The organism is Kribbella yunnanensis (assembly GCF_039529655.1).
GTDB classification, from domain to species: domain Bacteria; phylum Actinomycetota; class Actinomycetes; order Propionibacteriales; family Kribbellaceae; genus Kribbella; species Kribbella yunnanensis.
This window is the reverse complement of the sequence record NZ_BAAANF010000017.1, coordinates 839,612-861,378: the sequence shown is the minus strand read 5'-3', so window position 1 is coordinate 861,378 and position 21,767 is coordinate 839,612. Positions and strand designations below refer to the sequence as shown.

Annotated in this window: 24 protein-coding genes; 10 read left to right on the top strand and 14 right to left on the bottom strand. The window is 67.1% G+C overall.

Annotated features, from left to right (window positions below; all coding sequences use genetic code 11):
• Positions 1-159 precede the first annotated feature (159 nt).
• From ABD231_RS27385 to ABD231_RS27375, 3 genes are read left to right on the top strand one after another with little or no spacing between them, the layout of a single operon-like run.
• On the top strand, positions 160-1,170 hold the full coding sequence (locus tag ABD231_RS27385) for a permease (RefSeq protein ID WP_344158042.1): 1,011 nt from the start codon (positions 160-162) through the stop codon (positions 1,168-1,170).
• Complete coding sequence (locus tag ABD231_RS27380; RefSeq protein WP_344158038.1) at positions 1,167-1,889, top strand: TIGR03943 family putative permease subunit; 723 nt, start codon at positions 1,167-1,169, stop codon at positions 1,887-1,889. Before ABD231_RS27385 ends, ABD231_RS27380 begins: the two co-directional genes overlap by 4 nt.
• A gap of 38 nt (positions 1,890-1,927) precedes the next feature.
• A complete protein-coding gene (locus ABD231_RS27375) occupies positions 1,928-2,557 on the top strand; it encodes a flavin reductase family protein (protein ID WP_344158035.1) in 630 nt (209 codons plus the stop codon).
• Here ABD231_RS27375 and ABD231_RS27370 read toward each other — a convergent pair.
• The gene (locus ABD231_RS27370; RefSeq protein WP_344158032.1) at positions 2,472-3,395 is read right to left on the bottom strand and encodes an EamA family transporter; all 924 of its coding nucleotides are present in this window, start codon (positions 3,393-3,395) and stop codon (positions 2,472-2,474) included. The two genes, ABD231_RS27375 and ABD231_RS27370, sit on opposite strands and share 86 nt — an antisense overlap.
• A 73-nt stretch (positions 3,396-3,468) precedes the next feature.
• On the opposite strand from ABD231_RS27370, the gene ABD231_RS27365 reads away from it, so the two are divergent.
• From ABD231_RS27365 to ABD231_RS27355, 3 genes are all read left to right on the top strand, one after another.
• Entirely contained in the window at positions 3,469-4,377 is a 909-nt protein-coding gene (locus tag ABD231_RS27365) for a LysR family transcriptional regulator (RefSeq protein WP_344158029.1), read from the top strand.
• A 121-nt stretch (positions 4,378-4,498) separates the two neighbouring features.
• The gene (locus ABD231_RS27360) at positions 4,499-5,515 is read left to right on the top strand and encodes a glycoside hydrolase family 5 protein (protein WP_344158026.1); all 1,017 of its coding nucleotides are present in this window, start codon (positions 4,499-4,501) and stop codon (positions 5,513-5,515) included.
• 38 nt (positions 5,516-5,553) lie between these two features.
• Positions 5,554-6,561: a glycoside hydrolase family 5 protein gene (locus ABD231_RS27355; RefSeq protein WP_344158023.1), complete on the top strand. Its 1,008-nt coding sequence runs from the start codon at positions 5,554-5,556 to the stop codon at positions 6,559-6,561.
• Here the strand turns inward: ABD231_RS27355 and ABD231_RS27350 are convergent.
• A complete protein-coding gene (locus tag ABD231_RS27350) occupies positions 6,558-7,460 on the bottom strand; it encodes a helix-turn-helix transcriptional regulator (protein ID WP_344158020.1) in 903 nt (300 codons plus the stop codon). The genes ABD231_RS27355 and ABD231_RS27350 overlap by 4 nt on opposite strands.
• Before the next feature lie 102 nt (positions 7,461-7,562).
• On the opposite strand from ABD231_RS27350, the gene ABD231_RS27345 reads away from it, so the two are divergent.
• Positions 7,563-8,978 (top strand): MFS transporter, encoded by a 1,416-nt coding sequence (locus ABD231_RS27345; RefSeq protein ID WP_344158017.1) that lies wholly within the window; start codon positions 7,563-7,565, stop codon positions 8,976-8,978.
• A gap of 363 nt (positions 8,979-9,341) precedes the next feature.
• Here the strand turns inward: ABD231_RS27345 and ABD231_RS27340 are convergent, their stop codons facing one another.
• The 3 genes from ABD231_RS27340 to ABD231_RS27330 are packed head-to-tail and all read right to left on the bottom strand — an operon-like array spanning position 9,342 to position 11,865.
• A complete protein-coding gene (locus ABD231_RS27340) occupies positions 9,342-10,172 on the bottom strand; it encodes a pentapeptide repeat-containing protein (RefSeq protein WP_344158014.1) in 831 nt (276 codons plus the stop codon).
• Positions 10,108-11,229, bottom strand: a complete 1,122-nt coding sequence (gene prfB / locus ABD231_RS27335) for a peptide chain release factor 2 (protein ID WP_344158011.1) — start codon at positions 11,227-11,229, stop codon at positions 10,108-10,110. The genes ABD231_RS27340 and prfB overlap by 65 nt, the downstream gene beginning before the upstream one ends.
• An 18-nt stretch (positions 11,230-11,247) precedes the next feature.
• Entirely contained in the window at positions 11,248-11,865 is a 618-nt protein-coding gene (locus tag ABD231_RS27330) for a TetR/AcrR family transcriptional regulator (RefSeq protein ID WP_344158008.1), read from the bottom strand.
• 70 nt (positions 11,866-11,935) lie between these two features.
• Here ABD231_RS27330 and ABD231_RS27325 point away from each other — a divergent pair, with 70 nt between their 5' ends.
• Positions 11,936-12,739, top strand: a complete 804-nt coding sequence (locus ABD231_RS27325; protein ID WP_344158005.1) for a Rossmann-fold NAD(P)-binding domain-containing protein — start codon at positions 11,936-11,938, stop codon at positions 12,737-12,739.
• Here ABD231_RS27325 and ABD231_RS27320 read toward each other — a convergent pair.
• On the bottom strand, positions 12,736-14,016 hold the full coding sequence (locus ABD231_RS27320; protein ID WP_344158002.1) for a glycosyl hydrolase family 18 protein: 1,281 nt from the start codon (positions 14,014-14,016) through the stop codon (positions 12,736-12,738). The two genes, ABD231_RS27325 and ABD231_RS27320, sit on opposite strands and share 4 nt — an antisense overlap.
• 95 nt (positions 14,017-14,111) lie before the next feature.
• Positions 14,112-14,906 carry an SDR family NAD(P)-dependent oxidoreductase gene (locus ABD231_RS27315; RefSeq protein WP_344158000.1) on the bottom strand — a complete coding sequence of 265 codons (795 nt, stop codon included), beginning with the start codon at positions 14,904-14,906 and terminating at the stop codon, positions 14,112-14,114.
• 114 nt (positions 14,907-15,020) lie between these two features.
• On the opposite strand from ABD231_RS27315, the gene ABD231_RS27310 reads away from it, so the two are divergent.
• Positions 15,021-15,581 (top strand): dihydrofolate reductase family protein, encoded by a 561-nt coding sequence (locus ABD231_RS27310; RefSeq protein ID WP_344157997.1) that lies wholly within the window; start codon positions 15,021-15,023, stop codon positions 15,579-15,581.
• Between the two features lie 98 nt (positions 15,582-15,679).
• Complete coding sequence (locus ABD231_RS27305; protein ID WP_344157995.1) at positions 15,680-17,152, top strand: MFS transporter; 1,473 nt, start codon at positions 15,680-15,682, stop codon at positions 17,150-17,152.
• An 11-nt stretch (positions 17,153-17,163) separates the two neighbouring features.
• Here the strand turns inward: ABD231_RS27305 and ABD231_RS27300 are convergent, their stop codons facing one another.
• Genes ABD231_RS27300 through ABD231_RS27270 form a run of 7 tightly spaced genes read right to left on the bottom strand, consistent with a single transcriptional unit; the run spans position 17,164 to position 21,699 of the window.
• The gene (locus tag ABD231_RS27300) at positions 17,164-17,595 is read right to left on the bottom strand and encodes a pilus assembly protein TadG-related protein (protein WP_344157992.1); all 432 of its coding nucleotides are present in this window, start codon (positions 17,593-17,595) and stop codon (positions 17,164-17,166) included.
• Complete coding sequence (locus tag ABD231_RS27295; RefSeq protein ID WP_344157989.1) at positions 17,592-18,038, bottom strand: TadE/TadG family type IV pilus assembly protein; 447 nt, start codon at positions 18,036-18,038, stop codon at positions 17,592-17,594. Before ABD231_RS27295 ends, ABD231_RS27300 begins: the two co-directional genes overlap by 4 nt.
• Positions 18,035-18,385: a TadE family protein gene (locus tag ABD231_RS27290; protein ID WP_344157986.1), complete on the bottom strand. Its 351-nt coding sequence runs from the start codon at positions 18,383-18,385 to the stop codon at positions 18,035-18,037. The genes ABD231_RS27295 and ABD231_RS27290 overlap by 4 nt, the downstream gene beginning before the upstream one ends.
• 32 nt (positions 18,386-18,417) lie before the next feature.
• Positions 18,418-18,612: a hypothetical protein gene (locus ABD231_RS27285; protein WP_344157983.1), complete on the bottom strand. Its 195-nt coding sequence runs from the start codon at positions 18,610-18,612 to the stop codon at positions 18,418-18,420.
• A 14-nt stretch (positions 18,613-18,626) separates the two neighbouring features.
• A complete protein-coding gene (locus ABD231_RS27280) occupies positions 18,627-19,565 on the bottom strand; it encodes a type II secretion system F family protein (RefSeq protein WP_344157980.1) in 939 nt (312 codons plus the stop codon).
• Positions 19,562-20,422, bottom strand: coding sequence for a type II secretion system F family protein (locus tag ABD231_RS27275; RefSeq protein WP_344157977.1), 861 nt, complete (start codon positions 20,420-20,422; stop codon positions 19,562-19,564). The genes ABD231_RS27280 and ABD231_RS27275 overlap by 4 nt, the downstream gene beginning before the upstream one ends.
• Complete coding sequence (locus ABD231_RS27270) at positions 20,422-21,699, bottom strand: TadA family conjugal transfer-associated ATPase (protein ID WP_344157974.1); 1,278 nt, start codon at positions 21,697-21,699, stop codon at positions 20,422-20,424. The genes ABD231_RS27275 and ABD231_RS27270 overlap by 1 nt, the downstream gene beginning before the upstream one ends.
• Positions 21,700-21,767: the final 68 nt, after the last annotated feature.

Here is a 21,767-nt window from a genome sequence, read left to right as displayed (position 1 = left end):
GCCGCGCCCCTCCCCGCGGGGAACCGCGCCAGGACGGCAAATGTGATGGCCCTGGGGTCCGCGCTCATCACGAGTATTTCCCGAAATGACGCTGATTTTCATTTCAGGGGCGCGCTGAGTCCTCGTTCGAACGCGCTCCGTTGTGTCAGGATTCCGCCCATGAGCGCCACCGCCGACGTCGCCGAAAAGGCCGAGAAGCCGCCGAAAGAACCAGGTGGATCGTCGATCGCCTTCACCGCGACGCTGGTCCTGCTGGTGGGTCTGGCCCTGTTCGGGCGCCGGATCTTCGCCGGCGTCTTCACCGACGAGGGCGTCCGCACCTGGGCGACCATGTTCGTCGGCGTGACCGTGCAGGCGCTGCCGTTCCTGGTGCTCGGCGTGCTGCTGTCGGCGGCGCTGACCGCGTTCATCCCGGCGTCGTTCTTCGCGAAGGCGCTGCCCAAGCACCCGGCCCTCGCCGTACCGGTGGCGAGCGCGTCCGGGGTCATCCTGCCGGGCTGTGAGTGCGCCTCGGTGCCCGTGTCGGCCGCGCTGATGGCCCGCGGAGTCACGCCGGCCGCGGCGATCGCGTTCCTGCTGTCCGCGCCGGCAATCAACCCGGTCGTGCTGGCGTCCACCGCGGTCGCGTTCCCCGGGCAGCCGAAGGTGGTGGTGGCCCGCGCGGTCACCTCGCTCCTGGTCTCGATGATCCTCGGCTGGCTGTGGCTGCTGACCGGCAAGGGCGGCTCCTGGCTGAAGATGCCGAAGAACCGGCACGCCGAGGGCACCGCGAAGTTCGAGGTGTTCCGCTCGTCGATGCTGCACGACTTCCTGCACGCCGGCGGCTTCCTGGTGGTCGGCGCCGCCGCGGCCGCCACGCTGAACGTCGTCGTCCCGCGCGCCTGGCTCGACCACGTGGCCAGCAACCTGCTGCTGTCCGTGCTCGTTCTCGGACTCCTCGCCGTACTGCTGGCGATCTGCTCGGAGGCGGACGCGTTCGTCGCTGCGAGCCTGACCCAGTTCTCGCTGACCGCGCGTCTCGCGTTCATGGTGGTCGGCCCGATCGTCGACGTGAAGCTGATTGCTCTGCAGGCCGGAACGTTCGGTCCGAAGTTCGCCGTCCGGTTCGCGCCGGCCACGTTCGTGGTCGCCGTACTGGCCAGTCTCGGAGTGGGGTGGTGGTTGCTGTGAAGCGCAATGTGGCCGGACTGGTGATCGTGTTCGTCGGGGCCGCGGTGGTCCAGCTCGCGGTGTCGAACACCTATTTGCGATACGTGAAACCCGGGATGCGGTGGATGCTGCTCGCGGCCGGATTGATCCTGATCGCGCTCGCGGTGGCCGACGTACTGATGGACACCCGCAAGAAGAAGCCCGAGGACGAGCATGAGCATGAGCACGACGACGGGCACGGCCACCACGGCCTCCCGCGGGCCGCTTGGCTGCTGCTGATCCCGATCTTCGCCCTGCTGGTCGTCGACCCGCCCGCGCTCGGTGCCGCGGCGGCTCAGCGCCAGTCACCGGTGGCGTCGAAGCCGATCCAGCCGAAGAGCAACTCCTGGCTGGCCGATAACCCGCAAGGCGGCCCGGTCAACCTCGCGGTCCGCGACTACTCCGTCTGGGCGGTGTGGGAGAAGGAGAGCATGAAGGGTCGTTCCTTCTCGCTCACCGGCTTCGTGACCCCGGCCAAGAACGGCACCTGGTACGTGACCCGGATGGGCCTGACCTGCTGCGTCGCCGACGCCACGGCGTTCATGGTCGAGGCCCGCGGCCAGGCCGCGCCACCGAAGAACCAGTGGGTCACCGTCACCGGCGAGTGGGCCGAACCGAGTAAGCGCGTCGACGGTGACGTCGCCGCCCTCACGGTCGACTCGGTCAAGTCGGTCGCCGCCCCTGCCAACCCCTACGAGTAGCGCCCTCACACATCTGACCTGCTGTGCGTTCCATGGGCATGAAGCGCACAGTTGAGCCCAAGGTTCTCTACTTCGGCACGCCGGTCGTCCTGGTCAGCACGCGGAACCCGGACGGCTCCACCAACCTCGCCCCGATGTCGTCGGCCTGGTGGCTCGGCTACTACGCCATGCTCGGGATGGGGACGAGCTCGCAGACGGTCAAGAACCTCGTCGACCGCCCCGAGGTCGTCCTCAACCTGGTCGACCCGGCCATGGTCGCCGCCCTGGACCGGATCGCCCTGCTCACCGGCTCGGAGGAGATGTCGGACTCGAAGCGCGCCCGCGGCTACCGCTTCGAGCCGGACAAGTTCGCCGCCGCCGGACTCACCCGTACGGCGGGAGCCGTGACCGGACTCGACATGGTCGAGGAAAGCCCGATCACGCTCGAGGGCCGGATCGAGGCGATCCACCCGATCGGCGGCCCTTCGGAACACCTCTGCGCACTCTCGATGAAGGTCGAGCAGGTGCAGGTCCGCGACGACCTGCTGATGAGCAACGACCGCTACATCGACCCACTCCGCTGGGACCCGCTGATCATGAAGTTCACCGAATACTTCGCTGGTGGAGCTCCGGCGTACGAATCGTCGCTGGCTCGGGGGTGGCAGATGCCGCCCCTGAACGTCGGATGACAGTACAGGCCATTCCGCCGATGATCAGTACGGCGGCGATCGCCTGCTGCCCGCCGACCGCCTCACCGCGCAACGCCCAGGCGGCCGCCATCCCGACAACCGGTACCAGGAGCGAGAACGGCGCCACGGTGCTGGCGTCGTACTGGCGCAGCAGGTAGCCCCACACGCCGAACCCGAAGAGCGTGGCCACCACAGCCAGGTAGGCCAGCGCGCCGACCCCGGTGAGCTCGATCCCCCAGATCGCATCGAGGTCGGCCCGCGGCCCTTCGGTGAGCAGCGACAACAGCGTCAGCGGTACGACGGCGACCGCGCTGACCCAGACCATGAATCGCAGCGTGTCCGGCGGCTTCGCGTACCGGGTGATGGTGTTGGAAACGCCCCAGCACGCCCCAGCGAGGATCACCAGCGCGAGCGCGCCGAGCGGCGCGGACAGACCGCGGTCGAGCATGATCAGCAGCATCCCGCCACAGGCGATCGCGATCCCGGCGATCTGGGCCGGCCGCGGCCGCTCCCGCAGTACCGTGATCGCGAACAGCACGGTGAAGATCACCTGGCATTGCAGAACCAGCGACGCGAGTCCGGCCGGAACGCCGCGATCCATGGCCAGGAACAGCAGCCCGAACTTCGCGACGCCGAGCGCCAGCCCGACCCCGATCACATAACGCCAGGCCACCCGCGGCCGGCCGAGAAAGAAGATTGCCGGAACGGCGGCCAAAAAGAATCGCAGCGCCGAGAACAGCAACGGCGGGAAATCCTCCAGGCCGACCTCGATCACCACGAAGTTCACGCCCCAGGCGATCACGACGGCGAGCGCCAGGAGCAGGTCACGAGGTTTCATGCAGCCAGTCTGGTTGCGGACTAGACTTAAGCACCAGCACCGATTGCTACCGCTGTCTCTGTAGGAGTGCTACATGATCGATCTCGGCCGGCTACGAGCCCTGTACGCCGTCGCGCAGCACGGCTCGGTGAATCGTGCTGCCGAGGCGCTCGGTTACACGCCCTCCGCGGTATCGCAGCAGCTGGCCAAACTCGAGCGCGAGACTCGGACCACCCTGGTCGAGCGGCAGGGGCGTGGGATCGCATTGACGGATGCGGCACTGCAGCTCGCGGCCACCGCGGCCCGTGTGCTGGAGCTGGTCGAGGACGCCGAGCTGACGCTGGAAGAGCAACGTGGACAGGCGATCGGCACACTGCGGATCGCGGCCTTCCCGACCGCCGCCCGCGGCTTGCTGCCGACGGCGCTGAGCCGACTCATCGTCGATCACCCGGAGCTCGACGTACGGGTGAACGAGATCGACCCGCTCGAGGCTGTTGCCTCGGTCAACCGCGGTGACGCGCAACTCGCGTTGGTGCACGACTGGCACAACACCCCGCTCGCGCTGCCCGAGGGCCTGTCGCGGATCAAGCTCGGGTCCGATCCGGCCGACGTACTGGTGCCGGCCTCGCATCGCCTGGCAGGTAAGGAGTTCGTCCGCGCCGAGGATCTGGTCGGCGAGCGCTGGATCTGCCAGGTCCCGGGTTCGATCTGCCACGAGTGGCTGGTCCGGACGATGCGCCGGGCCGGGGTCGAGCCCGATGTCGCCTATTCAGTGGCTGAATACCAGACCCAGTTGGCGATACTTGCCCGCGGCATCGGGATCGGCCTGCTCCCCCGGCTGGGCCGAGGACCCGTGCCGGACGGAGTGGTCGCCGTACCGCTGCATCCCGTGCCGAGCCGGCGGGTCTATGCCGTCTGGCGGACCGTCACCTCGCGGCGGCCGGCGCTGGTGGTCACGCTGTCGGCGCTCAAGAAAGCATGGCCCGAGCGCACAACTGCGTGATTACTTTGCGCGACCCGTTGACAACACTCAGCGTCGAGATTAAGTTCCTCTCAATTATCAGGAAACTTTCCTAATAGTCGGATAACTACCTCCCCGCCCTGATGTCATTTGGAGGCAGTCGATGATGCGCTACATCATGGCCGGCGCTCTGCTCGTGGCAAGCGCTCTGGTCCCCGCCATCCCGGCGACCGCTGCACCGGCAGCGGACACCCCAGTATCGCGGAACGGCCAGCTGCATGTCTGCGGCCTGAAGCTGTGCAATCAGAACAACCAGCCGGTCCAGCTCCGCGGGATGAGCACGCACGGCATCCAGTGGTACTCGAGCTGTATCAAGACCGCGTCGCTCGACGCACTGGCCTTCGACTGGAAGGCCGACATCCTGCGCATCTCGATGTACGTCGCCGCCCAGGAGGACGGCTACGAGACGAATCCGCGCAAGTTCACCGACATGGTGCACGGCTATATCGAAGAGGCCACCAAGCGCGGGATGTACGCGCTGGTCGACTGGCACCAGCTCGACCCGGGCGACCCGAACATCTACACCGCCAAGGCCAAGACGTTCTTCGCCGAGATCGCGGAGCGTCACAAGAACAAGAACAACATCATCTACGACATCGCCAACGAGCCGAACGGCGTCAGCTGGGCGAAGGTGAAGTCCTATGCCGAGCAGGTCATTCCGACCATCCGGGCCAAGGACTCCGACAGCGTGATCTTCGTCGGCACCCACGCCTGGTCGTCACTCGGCGTCTCCGAGGACCGCACCGAGGCCGATGTCGTCAACAATCAGATCAACGCGACGAACATCATGTACACGTTCCACTTCTACGCCGCGTCGCACCACGAGGACAACTTCAATGCCCTGTCCCGTGCGTCCACCAAGATCCCGCTGTTCGTCACCGAGTTCGGCACCCAGAACTACGAGGGTGAAGGCGCCAACGACTTCACCTGGTCGAAGAAGTACCTGGACTTCCTGAAGAGCAAGCAGATCGGGTGGACCAACTGGAACTTCTCCGACGACGAACGCAGTGGTGCCGTCTTCAAGGAAGGCACCTGCGCCGGGAACAGCTTCACCGGTACGTCGAAGTTGAAGGAAGCCGGTGTGTGGATCCGCGCACGGGTGATCGACCGCAATCTCTGAGCAACAAAACCCCGCCCCCACTGAGGAGGAACCCCTCCATGATTCGCGCCCTCCTGGCCGGTGCGCTGCTGACCGCAGCCGCTCTGGTCCCGACCACCGCCCCCGCGACCGCCGCTCCGGCAGCAGACACCCCGGTCTCCCGGAACGGTCAGCTGCACGTCTGTGGCGTCAAGCTGTGCAACCAGAACAACCAGCCCGTCCAGCTCCGCGGCATGAGCACGCACGGCATCCAGTGGTACTCGAGCTGCATCAAGACCGCGTCCCTCGACGCGCTGGCCTATGACTGGAAGGCCGACATCCTGCGCATCTCGATGTACGTGCAGGAAGGCGGGTACGAGACGAACCCGCGCAAGTTCACCGACATGGTCCACGGATACATCGAAGAGGCCACCAAGCGCGGCATGTACGCGCTCGTCGACTGGCACCAGCTCGACCCCGGTGACCCGAACGCCAACCTGTCCAAGGCCAAGACGTTCTTCACCGAGATCGCCGATCGGCACAAGGGCAAGAACAACATCATCTACGACATCGCGAACGAGCCCAACGGCGTCAGCTGGGCCGGCATCAAGTCGTACGCCGAGCAGATGGTGCCGGTGATCCGGGCCAAGGACGCCGACGGTGTGATCTTCGTCGGCACCCACGGCTGGGCCTCGCTCGGGGTCTCCGACGGCCGTACCGAGGCCGATGTCGTGAACAACCCGGTCCGGGCGACGAACCTGATGTACACGTTCCACTTCTACGCCGCGTCGCACAAGCAGGAGTATCTGGACGCCCTGACTCGAGCCTCGAGCAAGATCCCGATCTTCGTCACCGAGTTCGGCACCCAGACCTACACCGGTGACGGCGGCAACGACTTCACCTGGTCGCAGAAGTACCTGGACTTCCTGAACAGCCGGCAGATCGGCTGGACGAACTGGAACTTCTCCGACGACTTCCGGTCCGGCGCCGTCTTCAAGCAAGGCACCTGCGCCGGGAGCAACTTCACCGGTACGTCGGTCCTGAAGCCGGCCGGCGTGTGGATCCGCGAACGGATCCGCAACCGCTAGTTCAGCACTTGCTCGCGTGAGCTCTGTCCCGGGCTCACGCGAGCTCCAGCCGGCCGCACCGCCCCGCGGCCGGCTGGGACCTTCGCGGTGACCAGTGCCTGCAGTTTGGCCTCGGTCTCCGCGTCGGCGGCGGTGTAGACGTTCATCCGGGACTGGTTTGCCTGCGACAGCCACATGATCGCCGGGTCCACCCGCAACAGCCCTGCCTCGGGATGGTCGAGGATCTTGACCTGAGCGCTCGGCGCAGCGACGTCGTACCGCTGCCACATCGCCGCGAACTTCGGCGACCGGGCCAGCAGCCCCTGGGTCAGCTCCTGCCAGGACGGCTCGTTGAGATGGTTCGCCAGCGCAGCGCGGTAGGCGGCGACCATGTGCAGGCTGGTGGTCTCCGCATCGACGAACATGCAGTGCCAATCGTCGGAGACGAAACTCAGCCAGAGCATGTTGCGCTCCTCGACCGGGATCTGCCGCAGGTCCAGCACCACCTGGCAGTAGGCGTCGTTGAACGCGAGGATGTCGTACCGCTCGTTCATCACGATTGCCGGGTACGGCGAGACTGCGTCGAGCGTCTTCTGAATCGACGGCGGCAGCAGCGTGGACTCCGGCGCCGGACCGAACCGCAGTCCCGCCAGGGTGTAGAGGTGGTTGCGCTCCAACCGGTCCAGTCGCAGCGTCCCGGCGATCGCCTCCAGGACCTGCGCGGACACGTTGATGTCGCGACCCTGCTCGAGCCAGGTGTACCAGGTCACCCCGACCCCGGCGAGCAGCGCAACCTCCTCGCGCCGCAATCCCGGCGTACGGCGTCTCTGTCCCGGAGCGAACCCGACTTCCTCGGGCTGGATCCGCTCGCGCCGGGTGCGCAGGAACACGCCAAGCTCTCGTCTCCGTGCATCCGTCATGGTCTTATGGTGCACGGCCGCACAACCTGGTGCCAGGTGGTGTCAGTACCAGGATAAGCAGGCTCTCACCACCAGGATCCAGCCGCGCGCAACCTGGTACCCATGACTGACCAGCTCACCGCCACCCGACCGCCGGCGACTTCGCTGGCACCGGCGGCGCTCACCTCACTGCTCTTCGGCTCCCTGCTGCCGATGCTCTCGTTCTTCATGATCAACGTCTCGCTGCCCGCGATCGGCACCGACCTGCACGCCAGCGCCGGTGAGCTCCAGCTCATCGTCGGCGCCTACGGCATCGCAGTCGCCACCCTCTTGGTAGTCGCCGGCCGCCTCGGCGACGGCTTCGGCCGCCGCCGACTGCTCCTGGGCGGCCTCACCGGGTTCGTCGTAGCGTCCGTGATCTGCGCCATCGCCCCGTCGGTCTCGGTCCTGCTGATCGCTCGAATCATCCAAGGCGCCTCGGCCGCCGCTGTCACCCCGCAGGTGCTGGCCTCGATCACCAGCCTGATGACCGGCGAGCACCGCGCCCGCGGAATGGCCCTCTTCGGCGTCGCCAACGGCATCTCCGCCGCACTCGGTCAGATCCTCGGCGGCGTCCTGGTCGACGCGAACCCCTTCGGACTCGGCTGGCGCTCGGTCTTCGTCGTACTCGCACTGGGCGGTCTGCTGGCCCTCATCGCCATCGCAGCATCCGTCCCCGACACCAAGGCCGCTGAAGCACACCGAGTCGACCTCGTCGGCGCCGCACTACTAGCAGTCACCCTGGTACTCCTCCTGCTCCCCCTCACCGAGGGCCGCGCACTCCACTGGCCCTTGTGGACGTGGCTCAGCCTGGCAGCCGTCGTACCGGCTGTGGGTTTGTTGGCCCTGCACCAGCGCAACGCCGAGCGAGCCGGCCACGCTCCCCTGATTCCGCCTTCGGTCCTTAAACACCGCGCGATGCGGATCGGTCTCGTGATGGCCGTAGGCTTCTTCACCAGCTTCGGCGGCTTCATGTTCGCCTTCGCCCTAGCCACCCAAGCCGGCGCCCACATGACTGCCCTAGAAGGCGGCCTGAGCCTGCTCCCCCTAGCCATCGGCTTCCTGATCACCTGCATCTGGGGCCCAGCCCTCCAACGCCGGTACGGCGTCGCCATGGTCGTCACCGGCTGGATCATCCAGGCAGGCGGCTACGTCCTACTCGCAGTCGCCGCCCTAGCCCTCTGGCCCGACGTAACAGTCCTCAAGCTCGCCCTCCCCATGCTCGTCATCGGCTTCGGCGGCGGCTTCGTCATGATCCCCCTGATCGGCGTAGTAGTCAGCCAAGTCCCACCAGCCCAAGCAGGCCTAGGCAGCGGCATCCTCCTCACCAGCCAACAAACCTGCCTAGCCCTAGGCGCCGCCACCGTAGGAACCGTCTTCCTCTCCCTAGCCACCGCCTGGGACTTCGGCACCGCCCTAGCCACAATCTCCCTAGCCCTAGCCGCCACAGCCATCCTCATGGCCCCCATCACCAACCAACTCCGCACCACCCGCGCCTAGCCCCTCACCCCACCCCGCCCCCGCACCCCGCCCCCAAAGAGCAGCCCTCGTCTCTTTGTGCACCACCCCCATCTTTGGGAACCCACCAACCACTTTTCCGGGCGGGGAATGGCTGGTGGGTTCTCAAAGATGGCACTCGTTCACAAGGGTGGGGCGGCGTGTCTTTGGGCGCGGCGTGCAGGGGGACTTAGCGTCCGCATACGATCCGACGGTGGAGGGTAGAGCTGCGGCTAGGCGTGTCGGCCCGGCGCTGCTCAGCACGCTCTACCTGCTGGCAGCCGTCATCGGGCTGGTCATCGCAATCGTCAACCTACCGAGGTGATCTCGGGTATCGCTTGTGGCGGTTGGTGTGGCGGCGGCCGGCTACCAGTGGGACGGACGAGTGAGGGCTGCTGGGAGTTTGGTTTGGGCGTTGCCCTGGGCTGCGTTCAGTTGGGACTGGGTTAGGAAGAGGGTGTTCGTGAGGTCGGCGCCTGAGAGGTTGGTGTCTCGGAGGTCGGCGCCGATGAGGTCTGCGCCGCGGAGGTTGGCGTTGGTGAGGTCGGCGGCTATCAGGTAGGCGCCGCGGAGGTTGGCGTTCTGCAGGTCGGCGTTGCGGAGGCGTTTGCCGATCAGGTCGGCGCCTCGACGTTCCTTCGACTTGGGTTGTTTGCCGCGAACGAGCTTGCTGGTTTTCAGCAGCAGCTCGTTGACGACAGCGCGTTCCGCCATCACGTCGACGGTGGTGAGGTCCGTCGTACGGCTCACTTGCTCGACGCGGGCGAGCGCCGTACGGAGGTCAGCGTGGATCGGCTCAGTTCCCTTATAGGTAAGGGCTTCCGTCAAGTACCACAACAGCTCATGCAGCTGACGAAGGATCGGCAGCGCCGCGAACATCTCGGCACCCGACTGCTCCCGCCAGCTCTTCCCGGCGCGCCGCGAGATCTCCTGTCCAGCCCCGAAACAGTCATAGACAGTGCAGCCCTGGAAACCCTTGGGCCGCAAGTCGGTGTGAATCCGGCAGCGGAAAGCGTCGTCGAGATTTCGGCAGGGCTCGCCCGCCGGCTTGTCGATGGCGAAGTCGGCGGACTTGCTGAACGTCAGCGCGACACAGCAGAGGCCGAAGCAGCTACCGCAGTCGGCGCGGAGCTCAGTTGTTGTCGGCAACCGTCTGGCCGGTACGGCGCCAGCGGATGCCGGCCTCGACGAAGTCATCGATCTCACCGTCGAAGACGCCCGTGGTGTTCCCGGACTCGAACAGCGTCCGCAGGTCCTTCACCATCTGGTACGGGTGCAGGACGTAGGACCGCATCTGGTCGCCCCACGACCCCTGGACGTCACCACGCAGCGAATCCAGGTGCGCCCGCTCCTCGGCCTTCTTCAGCGCGAGCAGCTTGGCCTTCAGGATGACCATGGCCGAAGCCTTGTTCTGCAGCTGGGACTTCTCGTTCTGACACGAGACCACGGTGCCGGTCGGGATGTGCGTGAGCCGGACCGCGGAGTCGGTCGTGTTGACGCTCTGACCACCCGGGCCGGACGACCGGTACACGTCGACCCGGATCTCTTCGTCCGGTACGTCGATCTCGTCGGTCTGCTCCAGCACCGGAACGACCTCGACCGCGGCGAACGACGTCTGCCGCCGGCCCTGGTTGTCGAACGGCGAGATCCGGACCAGCCGGTGCGTCCCGGACTCCACGCTCAGCGTTCCATACGCGTACGGCGCCTTGACCGCGAAGGTGGTCGACTTGAGCCCGGCCTCTTCGGCGTACGACGTGTCGTAGACCTCGGTCGCGTAGCCGTGCCGCTCGGCCCAGCGCAGGTACATCCGCTGCAGCATCTCGGCGAAGTCCGCGGCATCGACACCACCGGCGCCGGAGCGGATCGTCACGAGGGCCTCGCGCTCGTCGTACTCACCCGAGAGCAGCGTGCGGACCTCGAGCGACTGGATCGCCTTGGCGACCGAGCCGAGCTCCTTCTCCGCCTCGGCGATGCTGTCCGGGTCGTTCTCCTCGCGGGCGAGCTCGATCAGGACGCCGAGGTCCTCGACCCGCGACCGGAGACCGGTGACGCGCTCCACATCGGCCTGCAGGCTGGACAGCCGGGACGTCACCTTCTGCGCGTTCGCCTGGTCGTCCCACAGGTCCGGCGCGGCCACCGCCTCGCCGAGCTCGGCGATCTCCGCGCGCAGGGCAGGGAGATCGAGCACCTTCTCGATCGAGGTCAGCGTCGCGTCGAGCTGCTTGAGCTCAGCGTCAAAATCCAGTCCAGCCACAACCATGCAGCGTACCCGCTAACCCCGCGTGGCCGTTAAACCGTTTCGAAGGATCGCAAACACCTCGCCGACCATCTGCTCCAACTGCTGCTGCGCCTGCACGAGCTGCTCGGCCGTTGGATTCTCGGGAAGGATCCGCATCAGCTCGGCCTCCAGTGTGTTCTGAGCCGCGCCGTACTGCGCGGCGAGCAGGCGGTTGCGCAGCCGGTCGTCCGATCGGTCGTCGAGCGCTCTGGCCAGGAACCTCACCAGCTCATCGGAGTACAGGCGACGTCGCGCGAGCAGCGACGGGCTCATCTCGATCGTCCGGACGAACTGCTTCCAGGTCGCGAGATGCCCGACCGCGAGCCGCTCCCGGGCCGTGGCCAGATAGTGCGCCTCGAGCACGTCGAGTGGGTCATCGGTGGATTCGTGGACCGCGCGCGCCGGGCCGACCCACCAGCCCTCCTCGTCGAAGAGGAGATCTTCCTTCGTCGCGAAGTGGTTGAACACCGTCTGGACAGCGACATCCGCGGCCTGGGCGACCTCCGCCACGGTGACCGCATCGAACCCACGCTCGAGGAACAGCTCGGTCGCGACCTTCGAGATCGCCGCCTTCGTCTGCTGTTTCTTGCGTTCCCGCCGCCCGAGCTCCATTGGACAACGGTAGAGCATCCTGATTTACTGAACCCAATCTTGTAGCGACTACATCTTTGGAGTTCATCCAATGACTATTCTTGTCACCGGCGGTCGCGGAGCGATCGCCCGCGCTGTCGCGACCGGCCTGACCGATGCCGGCCAGGACATCCGGATCGCCAGCCGCGAGCCCGCCGACCTCGGCCCGGCCGCCGTCGCGTACGACCCAGCTGACCCGGCTCCCGCTCTCGAAGGCGTCAGCCAGGTCTTCCTGTACTCCGACCCGGAGTCCGCACCGGCGTTCGTGGCCGCTGCCGACGCCGCCGGGGTCAAACAGGTCGTCCTGCTCTCGTCGATGTCCGCGGCCGGCGGCCCCGAAGACCCGCATGCGAAGACCGAGCACGTCATCTCCTCCGGTGGCTACGCGACCACCCGGATGCAACCCGGCGCCTTCATGAGCAACGCCAAGTTCTGGGCCTACCAGGCACGCGCGACCGGCCAGATCCGGCTTCCCTACCTCGACGCCGAGGAGGCGCCGATCCACGAGCAGGACATCGCAGACGCCGTACTGCGGGTTTTGCTCGACGGACCGGGGAATGGTCACGACGACCGCGGCTACCCGCTCACCGGTCCCGTCTCGATGACCCGGCGACACCAGATCGCCCTGGTCACCGAGGTCACCGGCGTACCGATCGAGGCCGTCGACCTCACCCCCGACCAGGCCCGAGCCGAGATGCAGATGCGAGACGAGGGCCAGCGCGAGACCCTCCTGGCCTACTGGGCCTCGCGCGTCGGCGTACCGCAGCCGGTCGAGCCGGGCGTCGAACTACTGACCGGCCACACGGCTCGTACTTTCACCACCTGGCTGGCGGACCACCCAGGTCTGTTCGGCTAACGACCCTGGAGGGACTTGACGTTGTCGCCGAAGGTCCAGTTCTTCGAACCGTCCCAGTTGATCGACCAGGTCATCAGGCCCTTGAGTTGGCCGTTGAAGCTGTTCCAGGACTGGGAGACGAGGGACGGTGACATGTAGCCGCCGCCGGCGCCGCTCTGGGCAGGTAGTCCGGGGACCTGCTTGTCGTAGGGGACCCGGATGGTGACGCCCTGGATCACCAGGCCGTTGTTCAGACACGTGGTCTGGGCGACGAAGCCCTGCACGGTCCCGGCGGAGTACGAGTCGCCCGAGCAGCCGTACATGCTGCCGTTGTAGTACTGCATGTTCAGCCACCACAGCCGGCCGTTGTCGGCGTACTTCTTGATGATCGGGAGGTAGGAACCCCAGATCGAGCCATACGTGACACTGCCACCGGTCACGTACGCCGTCTCCGGTGCCATCGTCAGCCCGAAGTTCGACGGCATCTGCGCCAGCACGCCGTCGATGATCCGGATCAGGTTCGCCTGCGAGGTGGAGAGTTGGTTGATATTGCCGCTACCGGTGAGGCCGGTCTCGATGTCGATGTCGATCCCGTCGAAGTTGTACTGCTTCAGGATCGGTACGACGGTCGCCACGAACCGGTCGGCGACAGCGGACGAACTGAGGTCGATCCCGGCGGTGGCGCCACCGATCGAGAGCAGGATGGTCTGACCGGCTGCCTTCGCGGCGCACATCTCGGCCGGGGTGGCGACCTTCACGGTCGCGTCCATCCCGTCCTCCCACTTCACCGTCCCGTCAGAAAGGATCACCGGGAAGGCTGCGTTGATCACGTTGTAGCCGTGCTGACCCATGCGCGAGTCGGTGATCGGCGTCCAGCCGAAGGGCGGGTGGACACCGTTCGAGGAGCCGTCCCAGTTCTCCCAGTAGCCGTGCAGGACCTTGCCGGCCGGCCGTGACTTCACCGCGCAGGTCGCGCCAGGCGGCGGGGTCGGTGGCGTGGTCGGCGGATCGGTGGGCGGTGTGCTGTCACAGGCGCCGAGGTCGAGCCAGAGGGATGGCGCAGCGACCGGGTTCCAGCCGGAGCCGGGTGGCGCGGTGTGCGCGGACCGGGCCTGGTAGGTCCGGCTCTGGTAGGTCACCTTGGCACCGGCAGCGTAGGCAACTCCCTCAGCCCAAGCGGGCGCCGTACAGGCTGCTTGCACGGACGACTCACCGGCCTGAGCCACCAGAGCGACCGATCCGAACAGGAGCCCAGCTGCGATAGCACTCGCGACCACAACGCCAACCCGTCGTTTCATGGCGACTCCCGTCCAGATATGCAGCGACCTTTCGTTTACCGTAGGGCGCTACTCCCCTGGACCGCCACGACATGTCGGAAACCCGCCACGGAGGTTTACGGGAGGATCGAATCGACGTACCCACCATCGACGCGCAGCGCTCCGCCAGTGGTCGCCGAGGCCTGGTCCGAGCTCAGGTAGACGACCAGGTTGCCGATCTCCTGCGGCTCGATCAGCCGCTGGATCAGGGAGTACGGGCGGTGCTCCTTCATGAACTGCCGCTGCGCGTCCTCCCACTCCTGATCGTCGCCGACCAACTCATGCACGAAGTCCTCGACACCGGGCGTGTGCGTCGGGCCGGCGATCACCGAGTTCACCGTCACGCCGGTGCCGGCCGCGGCCTTCGCGTAGCCGCGGGTCACCGCCAACAGCGCTGTCTTCGTCACGCCGTAATGCACCATCTCGACCGGCGTCACGACGGCCGAGTCGCTGGCGACGTTGAGCACCCGCCCGAATCCACGCTCGGTCATCCCCGGCAGGTACATCCGGATCAGCCGGATCGCCGACAGCACGTTCACCTCGAAGTACCGCCGCCACTCGTCGTCATCGACCTCCAGCACCGGCTTGGCCCCGAAGATCCCGAGGTTGTTCACCAGGATGTCCAACTCCGGGACGACCGCTCGCAACTGCTCAGCACCTTCACCCGTCGCCAGATCCGCCGCAACCGCAGTGACCTCAGCACCCGGTACGGCGTTCCGCACCTGCTCGGCCGCAGTCTCGGTCTTGTCGGCGGTCCGCCCATTCACCACCACTGCCGCTCCGGCCCGCGCCAGTTCGGTCGCAATCGCCAGCCCGATCCCCTGACTCGATCCGGAAACCAGTGCCCGTCGCCCGCTCAGCTCGATCTGCATTCACCCATGGTGCCCACGCCGTACCGCCGAGATGCGAAAGACAGTGCCGAGCGATGTCAAGAAGCCGTGACCGACTCCGACCGAGGGGTGAGCACACACCCTGAGGAGAGCATCATGCGCAAGGTCATCTACTGGGTCCACACCTCGGTCGACGGGTTCGTGGACGGCCCGAACGGCGAGTTCGACTGGCCGACGATGGGCCCCGAACTGTCGGCGTACTCGGAGGGTCTCGACCAGCGGGTCGACACTCTCCTGTTCGGCCGGCCCGTCTGGGAGATGATGGTCGGCTTCTGGCCGACCGCCGAGTCGATCACCGACGATCCGCACGTGGCGAAGTTCGCGCCGTTCTGGCGGTCCACGCCGAAGATCGTCTTCTCGAACACCTACCAGGGCGACGAGTGGACGAGCCAGGTCATCAGCGACAACCTGGCAGCGGAGGTCGGAGCGCTCAAGGCCGCACCGGGCGGCGACCTCCTCCTCACCGGCGGCTCGGCCCTCGCCGGGGCATTGGCCGAGCTCGGGCTGATCGACGAGTTCCACATCGCCGCCCATCCCGTGGTGCTCGGCGGTGGGAAGCCGCTGTTCGCGCGCCCGAACCAGCGCCGCGGCCTCCGTCTCGTCGACACCGCGGCTCTCGACGGCCAGGTCGTGGTCTCGCACTACCGGCCCGCCTGAAGATTCTTGAGATATCGCCCCGGCCGCTGTCAAAAACCGGGGACCTGGTTCGACAGAGAGATGAGCAACCGCAGCGTGCCCACCCGAGAGGAACCACCATGCCAACCACCGACACGACGCTCCGGCGCAGTCCACGGCTCGCGCTGGCCTTGCTGGCCTTGCCCTCGTTGCTGATCGCGATCGACATCAGCGTGCTCGGCGTGGCGCTGCCCAGGATGTCCGCCGATCTGCGGCCGTCGCCGGCGGAGCTGCTGTGGATGAACGACATCTACGGGTTCATGGTCGGCGGCACGATGATCACGATGGGCGCGGTCGGTGACCGGATCGGCCGGCGTCGGCTGATCGTGATCTGTGCTGCCGTGTTCGCGGTCGCGTCGGCCGTCGCGGCGTTCTCGACCGCCCCGTGGATGATCATCGTGACCCGTGCGGTGATGGGGCTGGCGGGTGCGGCGATCATGCCGGCCTCGATGGCGCTGATCGGGCAGATCTTCCCGGATCCGAAGGCCCAGGTCTCGGCGATGGGTGCCTATATGACGTGCTTCCTCGGCGGGATGGCAGTGGCGCCGCTGATCGGCGGCGTGATGCTGCAGTACTGGTGGTGGGGTTCGGTGTTCCTGCTCGGTGTACCGGTGATGGTGGTGACACTGCTGGCCGCACCCCGACTGCTCCCGGAATCGCAGCCCCAGCCCGGTACCCGGCTGGATCTGCGCAGCGCCGCCCTGTGCCTGGTGTCGATCCTCAGCCTCGTCGCCGCGCTCAAGTGGGCGGTCAACGGCACTGAGCTGTGGAAGATCGTCAGTCTGGGCATCGTCGGTCTCGTTCTCGGCGCCGTGTTCGTCCGCCGACAGCACACTCTCGAGCACCCGTTGGTCGACCTGTCCTTGCTCCGGCGGCCGGGCGTGACCCGAGCGATGTGGGTGCTGTTCCTGACCGCGCTCCTGATGGGCGGAACGTCGATCTTCGCCGGCTTCTACCTGCAGTCCGCCCACGGCCTGTCGCCGTTGACCGCGACGCTGTGGACGATCCCGTCGATCATCGCGATGATCGTCGCCTCGAACCTCGGCCCCTGGCTCGGTCGCCGGTACCAGCCGAAGCACGTCGTACTGGGCGGTCTGGTGCTGATGGCTGTCGGCTTCGTGCCGTTCGCGCTGCTTCCGCTGGGCCGATCCGGTCTGTTCGCGGTGGCCTGTGGCGGCATCCTGACGACCGCCGGGATCGGGGCCGCGTTCCCGTTCCTGATGAACGACATCATCTCGCACGCGCCGCCGGAGCGAGCCGGTTCGGCGGCCTCGCTGGCGCAGACCGCCAACGAGATCGGGATCGCGACCGGCCTGGTGATCCTCGGCAGTCTCGCGACGGTCGTCTATCGCGCCCGGCTGTCCGCAACCGCGGGCTCGGCGAAGGGCACCTGGGTCGACGGCTTCGAACAGACCGACAGCGTTCTCCTCAGACAGGTCAAGAGCGCCTTCGTCGACGGCTACCACGCCGTGGGCCTGGCCGCCGTCGCCACCATGATCCTCGTGCTCGCTCTCTACCTGATGCCATCGCGCCGAGACACGGTGCGGGATTGAGCCACGCAGGGTCAGCGGATCGGTACGACGGCTGACGCCTCGGTGGCGATGTCCGCGGCACCTGGGAAGCCGGGTGGCTGGAAGGGCAGGTCGACCGACGACGTCAGTTGGACGGTGACCGTCGTACCGGTGACGTCGGCCGACCAGTCGAGGCCGTCGAAACGGTTGCTTGCGGCAACTTGATCCAGGTACTCGGCGGTCAGTCGGCGAGCCTGGTCGGGATCAAGCTCGGCGTTGCCGTCGGCGGCAGGCTGGGCGTAGATCGCGGCCAGCCCGTTGGCCGCGGCCAGTACGGCGCCGTCGGCGGTGGCGTCCAGGTCGCGCCGTACCAGGAAGACCTTGGAGATGTCGGTGACGACCACGATCATCAGCAGGATGACGAACGTGAAGCCGATGATCAGCACGGTCATCTGGCCTTGGTCGTCACGCGATCTGCGACTCATCCGTCGCCCTTCGCCTCGCGATAGTCGCCGTACGGCTCGGTGTGCGCGGAGCTGATCTGAATCGCGGGCGGCTCGCCGCCGAGCGCATCGGGGATCAACGGCAGCCGGACGCTCGTGTTCAGCGTGACGGTGACCGTCGAACCTGGTTGCAGACAAGCCGGGTTGCAACTGATCGTGAGCTGGTCCGAGGTCAGCTCCATGCCTTGGTCCTTCATCGCCAATCGGGCCGCCTCGAAGGCCCGTGCCCGAGCCTCGTCCTCCGACAGCCCGTCCGGCACGATGATGAACGCGCGCCCGGCCGCACGGGTCGCCGCTGTCGCGCCGTACGAGGCTCGCTGGACGTCGAAGACTCCGAGCATCACGTAGATCAACGGAACCATCAGCAGGAGCGCGAGCCAGGAGAACTCGACGACTGCACTGCCACGCTCGTCCCGCTGTTTCATTCGCCGGTCTCCTTGACCGCATGCCCGGCGACGCTGAAGTCGACGGACGGGCCCCACAGCCCGAGCGCCGGCATATGCGCCCGTACGACGACCTCGACACCCGGCTGCCCGTCGATATCAGTCGCACTCGCGTCAACGGAGTCGACCAGGCGATCGTTCACAACGCCGCTAATCAGCTCGCGCGTCCGCGCCTGGCCGTCGGCCGGTGTCCGATTCAGGACCGCCGCGTAATGGGCGCCCTCCGAAGCCGCGGCTGTCACCGTGTTACGCACGTACAGATAAAGGCCGACCTGGAGGATGCCGAGGAACAACGGCACCACCAGCATCGAGACCAGCACGAAGTCCACGACCGCAGACCCACGGTCGCTCCGTCTCCGGGTCACTTGTTGGAGACGGAGTCCAGAGCGTTCTTCAGCATCTGTGCCAGCTGCGGACCGGCAACCGCCCAGATCGCCACGACCAGACCGGCCGTCATCACCGTGATGAGCACCCAGCCCGGGACGTCGCCGCGCTCCTTGCGCGCGGGCCGCGGCGTCAGCAACGCCACGCACAGTCTCGTCATCAGTTGGGACATGACCTCTCCTCGATTCATCCGGCGATCAGCCGGATTCCGACAGCCCCCGGGTAGAAGGCAAATGCGATGGTGACCGGCAGGATCAGGAAGATCACCGGGACCATCATGGCGACTTCACGGCGGGCTCCGGACTCGATCAGCTCACGCCGACCGGCCTCACGAATATCGCCGGCCTGCGCACGCAGTACGTCGGCCAGCGGTGTACCGCGCTCGAGTGCGACGGCCAAGCCGTCGGCGAACCGTGACAAGGCCAGCAGGCCGGTCCGATCCGCCAGCGCATCCAGCGCCTTGACCAGGGTGTCACCGGCGCGAGTCTCGGCCAGCACCCGCTTGAGTTCGTCCGCGAGATCACCTCGGCAGGACCGAGCGACGCGATCGAGTGCTGCGGCTGGGCCTTCGCCTGCCGCGACCGACAGCGCCAACAACTCGGCCACCGTGGGCAGCTCCGCGAGCAACCGGCGCTCACGGTTGCGGACCTGCGTGCCGAGATAGGTGTCTCGGGCAAGCACTCCGAGCACACCCAAGAGCGCGCAGACGACCAGCATCCCGACCGGGTTTCCGATCCCGAGGGACACCGCGATCAACGACGCAACCAGGCCGACACCGAAGGCCGCCGTACCCCAGAGGAGTTGCTCGATGCGGAACTCCTCGACCGTGCGCTCCAGCCCGGCGCGGGCGAGTCTTCGGCGGATCGAGTTCGCGCCGCCGAGGACGCGCTCCAGCCGTCGCGCGCCAGAACGCAACGACGGGCCGAACAGCCGGAGGATCGCGTAGAACGGCGAGTTCGACGCGACGGCACCGAGGAACACCTCGGACCCGTCGATATCCCGCAGGTACGGCGCGATGCGGTCGTCGGGCGTTGGTCGGCGCAGGAACGGCAAGCGCCGTACGACGATGAGCAGGCCGGCACCGAACAAGGCGCCGAGCACACCACCGAGCACGATCGGAGTCATCGCAGCACCCGCTCGGGCTCGGGCAGTCGACCGATTCGCAGCATCAACCGGTATGCCAGCACGCAGATCACCGCACCGGCGCCGATGACAATCGCACCCACTGGTGAGTTGTACCGCTGGATCACATCGCCCTGGAACGACAGCATCGCCAGCACGAGCCATGGTGCCGCGACCGCGACGCGCGCGCCGTTCACCGACCAGGACTGCCGCGACTCCAGCTCGGACCTGGTCCGGGCATCGTCGCGCAGGAACGTCGACAGGGATCGGAGCAGCCGACCGAGATCGCCACCGCCGACCTCGCGCGCGATCCGCAACGCCTCCACGACCCGGTCACCGACGGGATCCGCCAGCCGGGCTTTCAACCTGTCCAGCGACTCCGCGAACCGGCCGGTCGAGGCATAGTCCGCACCGAACCGCCGGAACGGCTCCCGCAACGGCAGCGGTCCGCGCTCGCCCACCTGGGCCAGCGCCTCGGACAGTGACAACCCAGCCCGGACCGCTGACGCGATGTTGTCGACGACATCCGGCCAGAGCTCGCGGAACTCGGCCAGCCGTCGCCGGGCGCGACTCCGCACCAACGCCACGGGCGCACCGCCAGCCATCAGACCGAACACCACACCGACCGGCCAAGCACCGGACACCGCGAACATCACCACGAGCCCGATCAGTCCGGTGACCAGACACGCACCGATGAAGGCAGCCGGTGTCACGCCCTCGACTCCGGCACTGGCCAGCAGGTCGCGGCTGCGCGTCACCAGGCGACCGTCCTGCGCAACGCGGGCCTCGGCCGGCGCCACGAATGTTGCGATGATCAGCAACAGACCGACACCGAAGAAGAGTCCGAGCAGAAGCCCCATCAGCCGGCACCTCGCGGCAGCTCGGTCAGCAGACCGGCCACGTTGTACCCCGCGTGCTGGAACCGCTCGGGATGCGGCAGGTGCCCTTCGGCCCGCCGCAACAACCCGTCCACCGTGCCGAACAGCGTCTCGGTCTCGATCGCCTGATCCTCGATCCGCCCGCTCACCGCCAGAATCTCCCGCACCCGACGACGTCCGTCCGCAGCGATCCCGAGGTGTACGACGAGGTCGACGCAGCCGGCCACTGTCGGCAGCACGAACCGCGAACCGATGTTCTCGCCAGCCAGCAGCGGTAGCGTGCACATCTTGGTGAGCGCTTCGCGCGCCGAGTTCGCGTGGATCGTGCACATGCCTGGCAATCCAGAGTTCAAAGCCAGCAAGAGATCCAGGCACTCCTCACCTCGGACCTCGCCGACGATGACCCGGGACGGTCGCATCCGCAGCGACTCCTTGACCAGGTCGCGCAGCCGGACCTCGCCAGTCCCTTCGAGACCGGCCTGCCGGGTCTGCATCGACACCCAGTCGGGGATCGGCAGCTTGATCTCGAAGACCTCTTCGCAGCTGATCACGCGTTCGCTGCCCGGGATCGACCCGGCCAGCGCGTTCAGCATCGTGGTCTTGCCGGCCTGGGTGCCGCCCGAGACCAGGATGTTGAGCCCGCAGGCCACCGATGCGTCCAGCACGGCCGCCGCGTGCGGAGTCAGCGACCCGAGCTGGACCAGGTCGTTCAGCCGGGTCGCGCGGACCGTGAACTTCCTGATGTTGATCGCTGCGAAGCGCTGGGTGATGCCACCGAGGACGATGTGGACCCGGCTGCCGTCAGGCAGCCGGGCGTCGGTGAAGGGCTGCGAGACGTCGACCCGGCGCCCGGTCGTCTTCAGCATCCGCTCGACCAGGTCGCTGACCTCTTCCTCGGTCAGCACCGTCGTGGTGAGCTCGTGCCGGCCCTCGCGGGCGATGAAGACCCGGCTCGGCTCGTTGATCCAGATCTCCTCGACCTTGGGGTCGTCGAGATACCGCTGCAGCGGACCAAATCCGGCGACCCGGTCGTGCACCTCGCGACTGACCGCCTCGATGTCGCCGATCGGCGGGACCACGCCGGTCAGGCTGCGCTCGTCGTACTCGCGGACGACGATGGCGACGATCGCGTTCACCGCGCCCGGGTCGCGGAGCGGGTCGATCCCCTCGCGGCGCACGACATCGCGGACCTGGGCGTCGATGAGCTCGACGGCACCGTCCCAGCCCGACCGGCGCGCGGCAAGTCTGTCGGCTGTCATCGGTCTCCCCGTTGGTCCCGTCCGGCGACCCCGCGGTCACCGTGCGCGACCATCTTTTCAACTTCGGG

Excerpts from the sequence above, each read along its gene's own strand:
- ABD231_RS27385 (WP_344158042.1), top strand. The coding sequence starts at position 160 with ATGAGCGCCACCGCCGACGTCGCCGAAAAGGCCGAGAAGCCGCCGAAA.
- ABD231_RS27375 (WP_344158035.1), top strand. The coding sequence starts at position 1,928 with ATGAAGCGCACAGTTGAGCCCAAGGTTCTCTACTTCGGCACGCCGGTC.
- ABD231_RS27370 (WP_344158032.1), bottom strand. The coding sequence starts at position 3,395 with ATGAAACCTCGTGACCTGCTCCTGGCGCTCGCCGTCGTGATCGCCTGG.
- ABD231_RS27365 (WP_344158029.1), top strand. The coding sequence starts at position 3,469 with ATGATCGATCTCGGCCGGCTACGAGCCCTGTACGCCGTCGCGCAGCAC.
- ABD231_RS27360 (WP_344158026.1), top strand. The coding sequence starts at position 4,499 with ATGATGCGCTACATCATGGCCGGCGCTCTGCTCGTGGCAAGCGCTCTG.
- ABD231_RS27355 (WP_344158023.1), top strand. The coding sequence starts at position 5,554 with ATGATTCGCGCCCTCCTGGCCGGTGCGCTGCTGACCGCAGCCGCTCTG.
- ABD231_RS27350 (WP_344158020.1), bottom strand. The coding sequence starts at position 7,460 with ATGACGGATGCACGGAGACGAGAGCTTGGCGTGTTCCTGCGCACCCGG.
- ABD231_RS27345 (WP_344158017.1), top strand. The coding sequence starts at position 7,563 with ATGACTGACCAGCTCACCGCCACCCGACCGCCGGCGACTTCGCTGGCA.
- ABD231_RS27340 (WP_344158014.1), bottom strand. The coding sequence starts at position 10,172 with ATGACTTCGTCGAGGCCGGCATCCGCTGGCGCCGTACCGGCCAGACGG.
- ABD231_RS27330 (WP_344158008.1), bottom strand. The coding sequence starts at position 11,865 with ATGGAGCTCGGGCGGCGGGAACGCAAGAAACAGCAGACGAAGGCGGCG.
- ABD231_RS27325 (WP_344158005.1), top strand. The coding sequence starts at position 11,936 with ATGACTATTCTTGTCACCGGCGGTCGCGGAGCGATCGCCCGCGCTGTC.
- ABD231_RS27320 (WP_344158002.1), bottom strand. The coding sequence starts at position 14,016 with ATGAAACGACGGGTTGGCGTTGTGGTCGCGAGTGCTATCGCAGCTGGG.
- ABD231_RS27315 (WP_344158000.1), bottom strand. The coding sequence starts at position 14,906 with ATGCAGATCGAGCTGAGCGGGCGACGGGCACTGGTTTCCGGATCGAGT.
- ABD231_RS27310 (WP_344157997.1), top strand. The coding sequence starts at position 15,021 with ATGCGCAAGGTCATCTACTGGGTCCACACCTCGGTCGACGGGTTCGTG.
- ABD231_RS27305 (WP_344157995.1), top strand. The coding sequence starts at position 15,680 with ATGCCAACCACCGACACGACGCTCCGGCGCAGTCCACGGCTCGCGCTG.
- ABD231_RS27300 (WP_344157992.1), bottom strand. The coding sequence starts at position 17,595 with ATGAGTCGCAGATCGCGTGACGACCAAGGCCAGATGACCGTGCTGATC.
- ABD231_RS27295 (WP_344157989.1), bottom strand. The coding sequence starts at position 18,038 with ATGAAACAGCGGGACGAGCGTGGCAGTGCAGTCGTCGAGTTCTCCTGG.
- ABD231_RS27285 (WP_344157983.1), bottom strand. The coding sequence starts at position 18,612 with ATGTCCCAACTGATGACGAGACTGTGCGTGGCGTTGCTGACGCCGCGG.
- ABD231_RS27280 (WP_344157980.1), bottom strand. The coding sequence starts at position 19,565 with ATGACTCCGATCGTGCTCGGTGGTGTGCTCGGCGCCTTGTTCGGTGCC.
- ABD231_RS27275 (WP_344157977.1), bottom strand. The coding sequence starts at position 20,422 with ATGGGGCTTCTGCTCGGACTCTTCTTCGGTGTCGGTCTGTTGCTGATC.
- ABD231_RS27270 (WP_344157974.1), bottom strand. The coding sequence starts at position 21,699 with ATGACAGCCGACAGACTTGCCGCGCGCCGGTCGGGCTGGGACGGTGCC.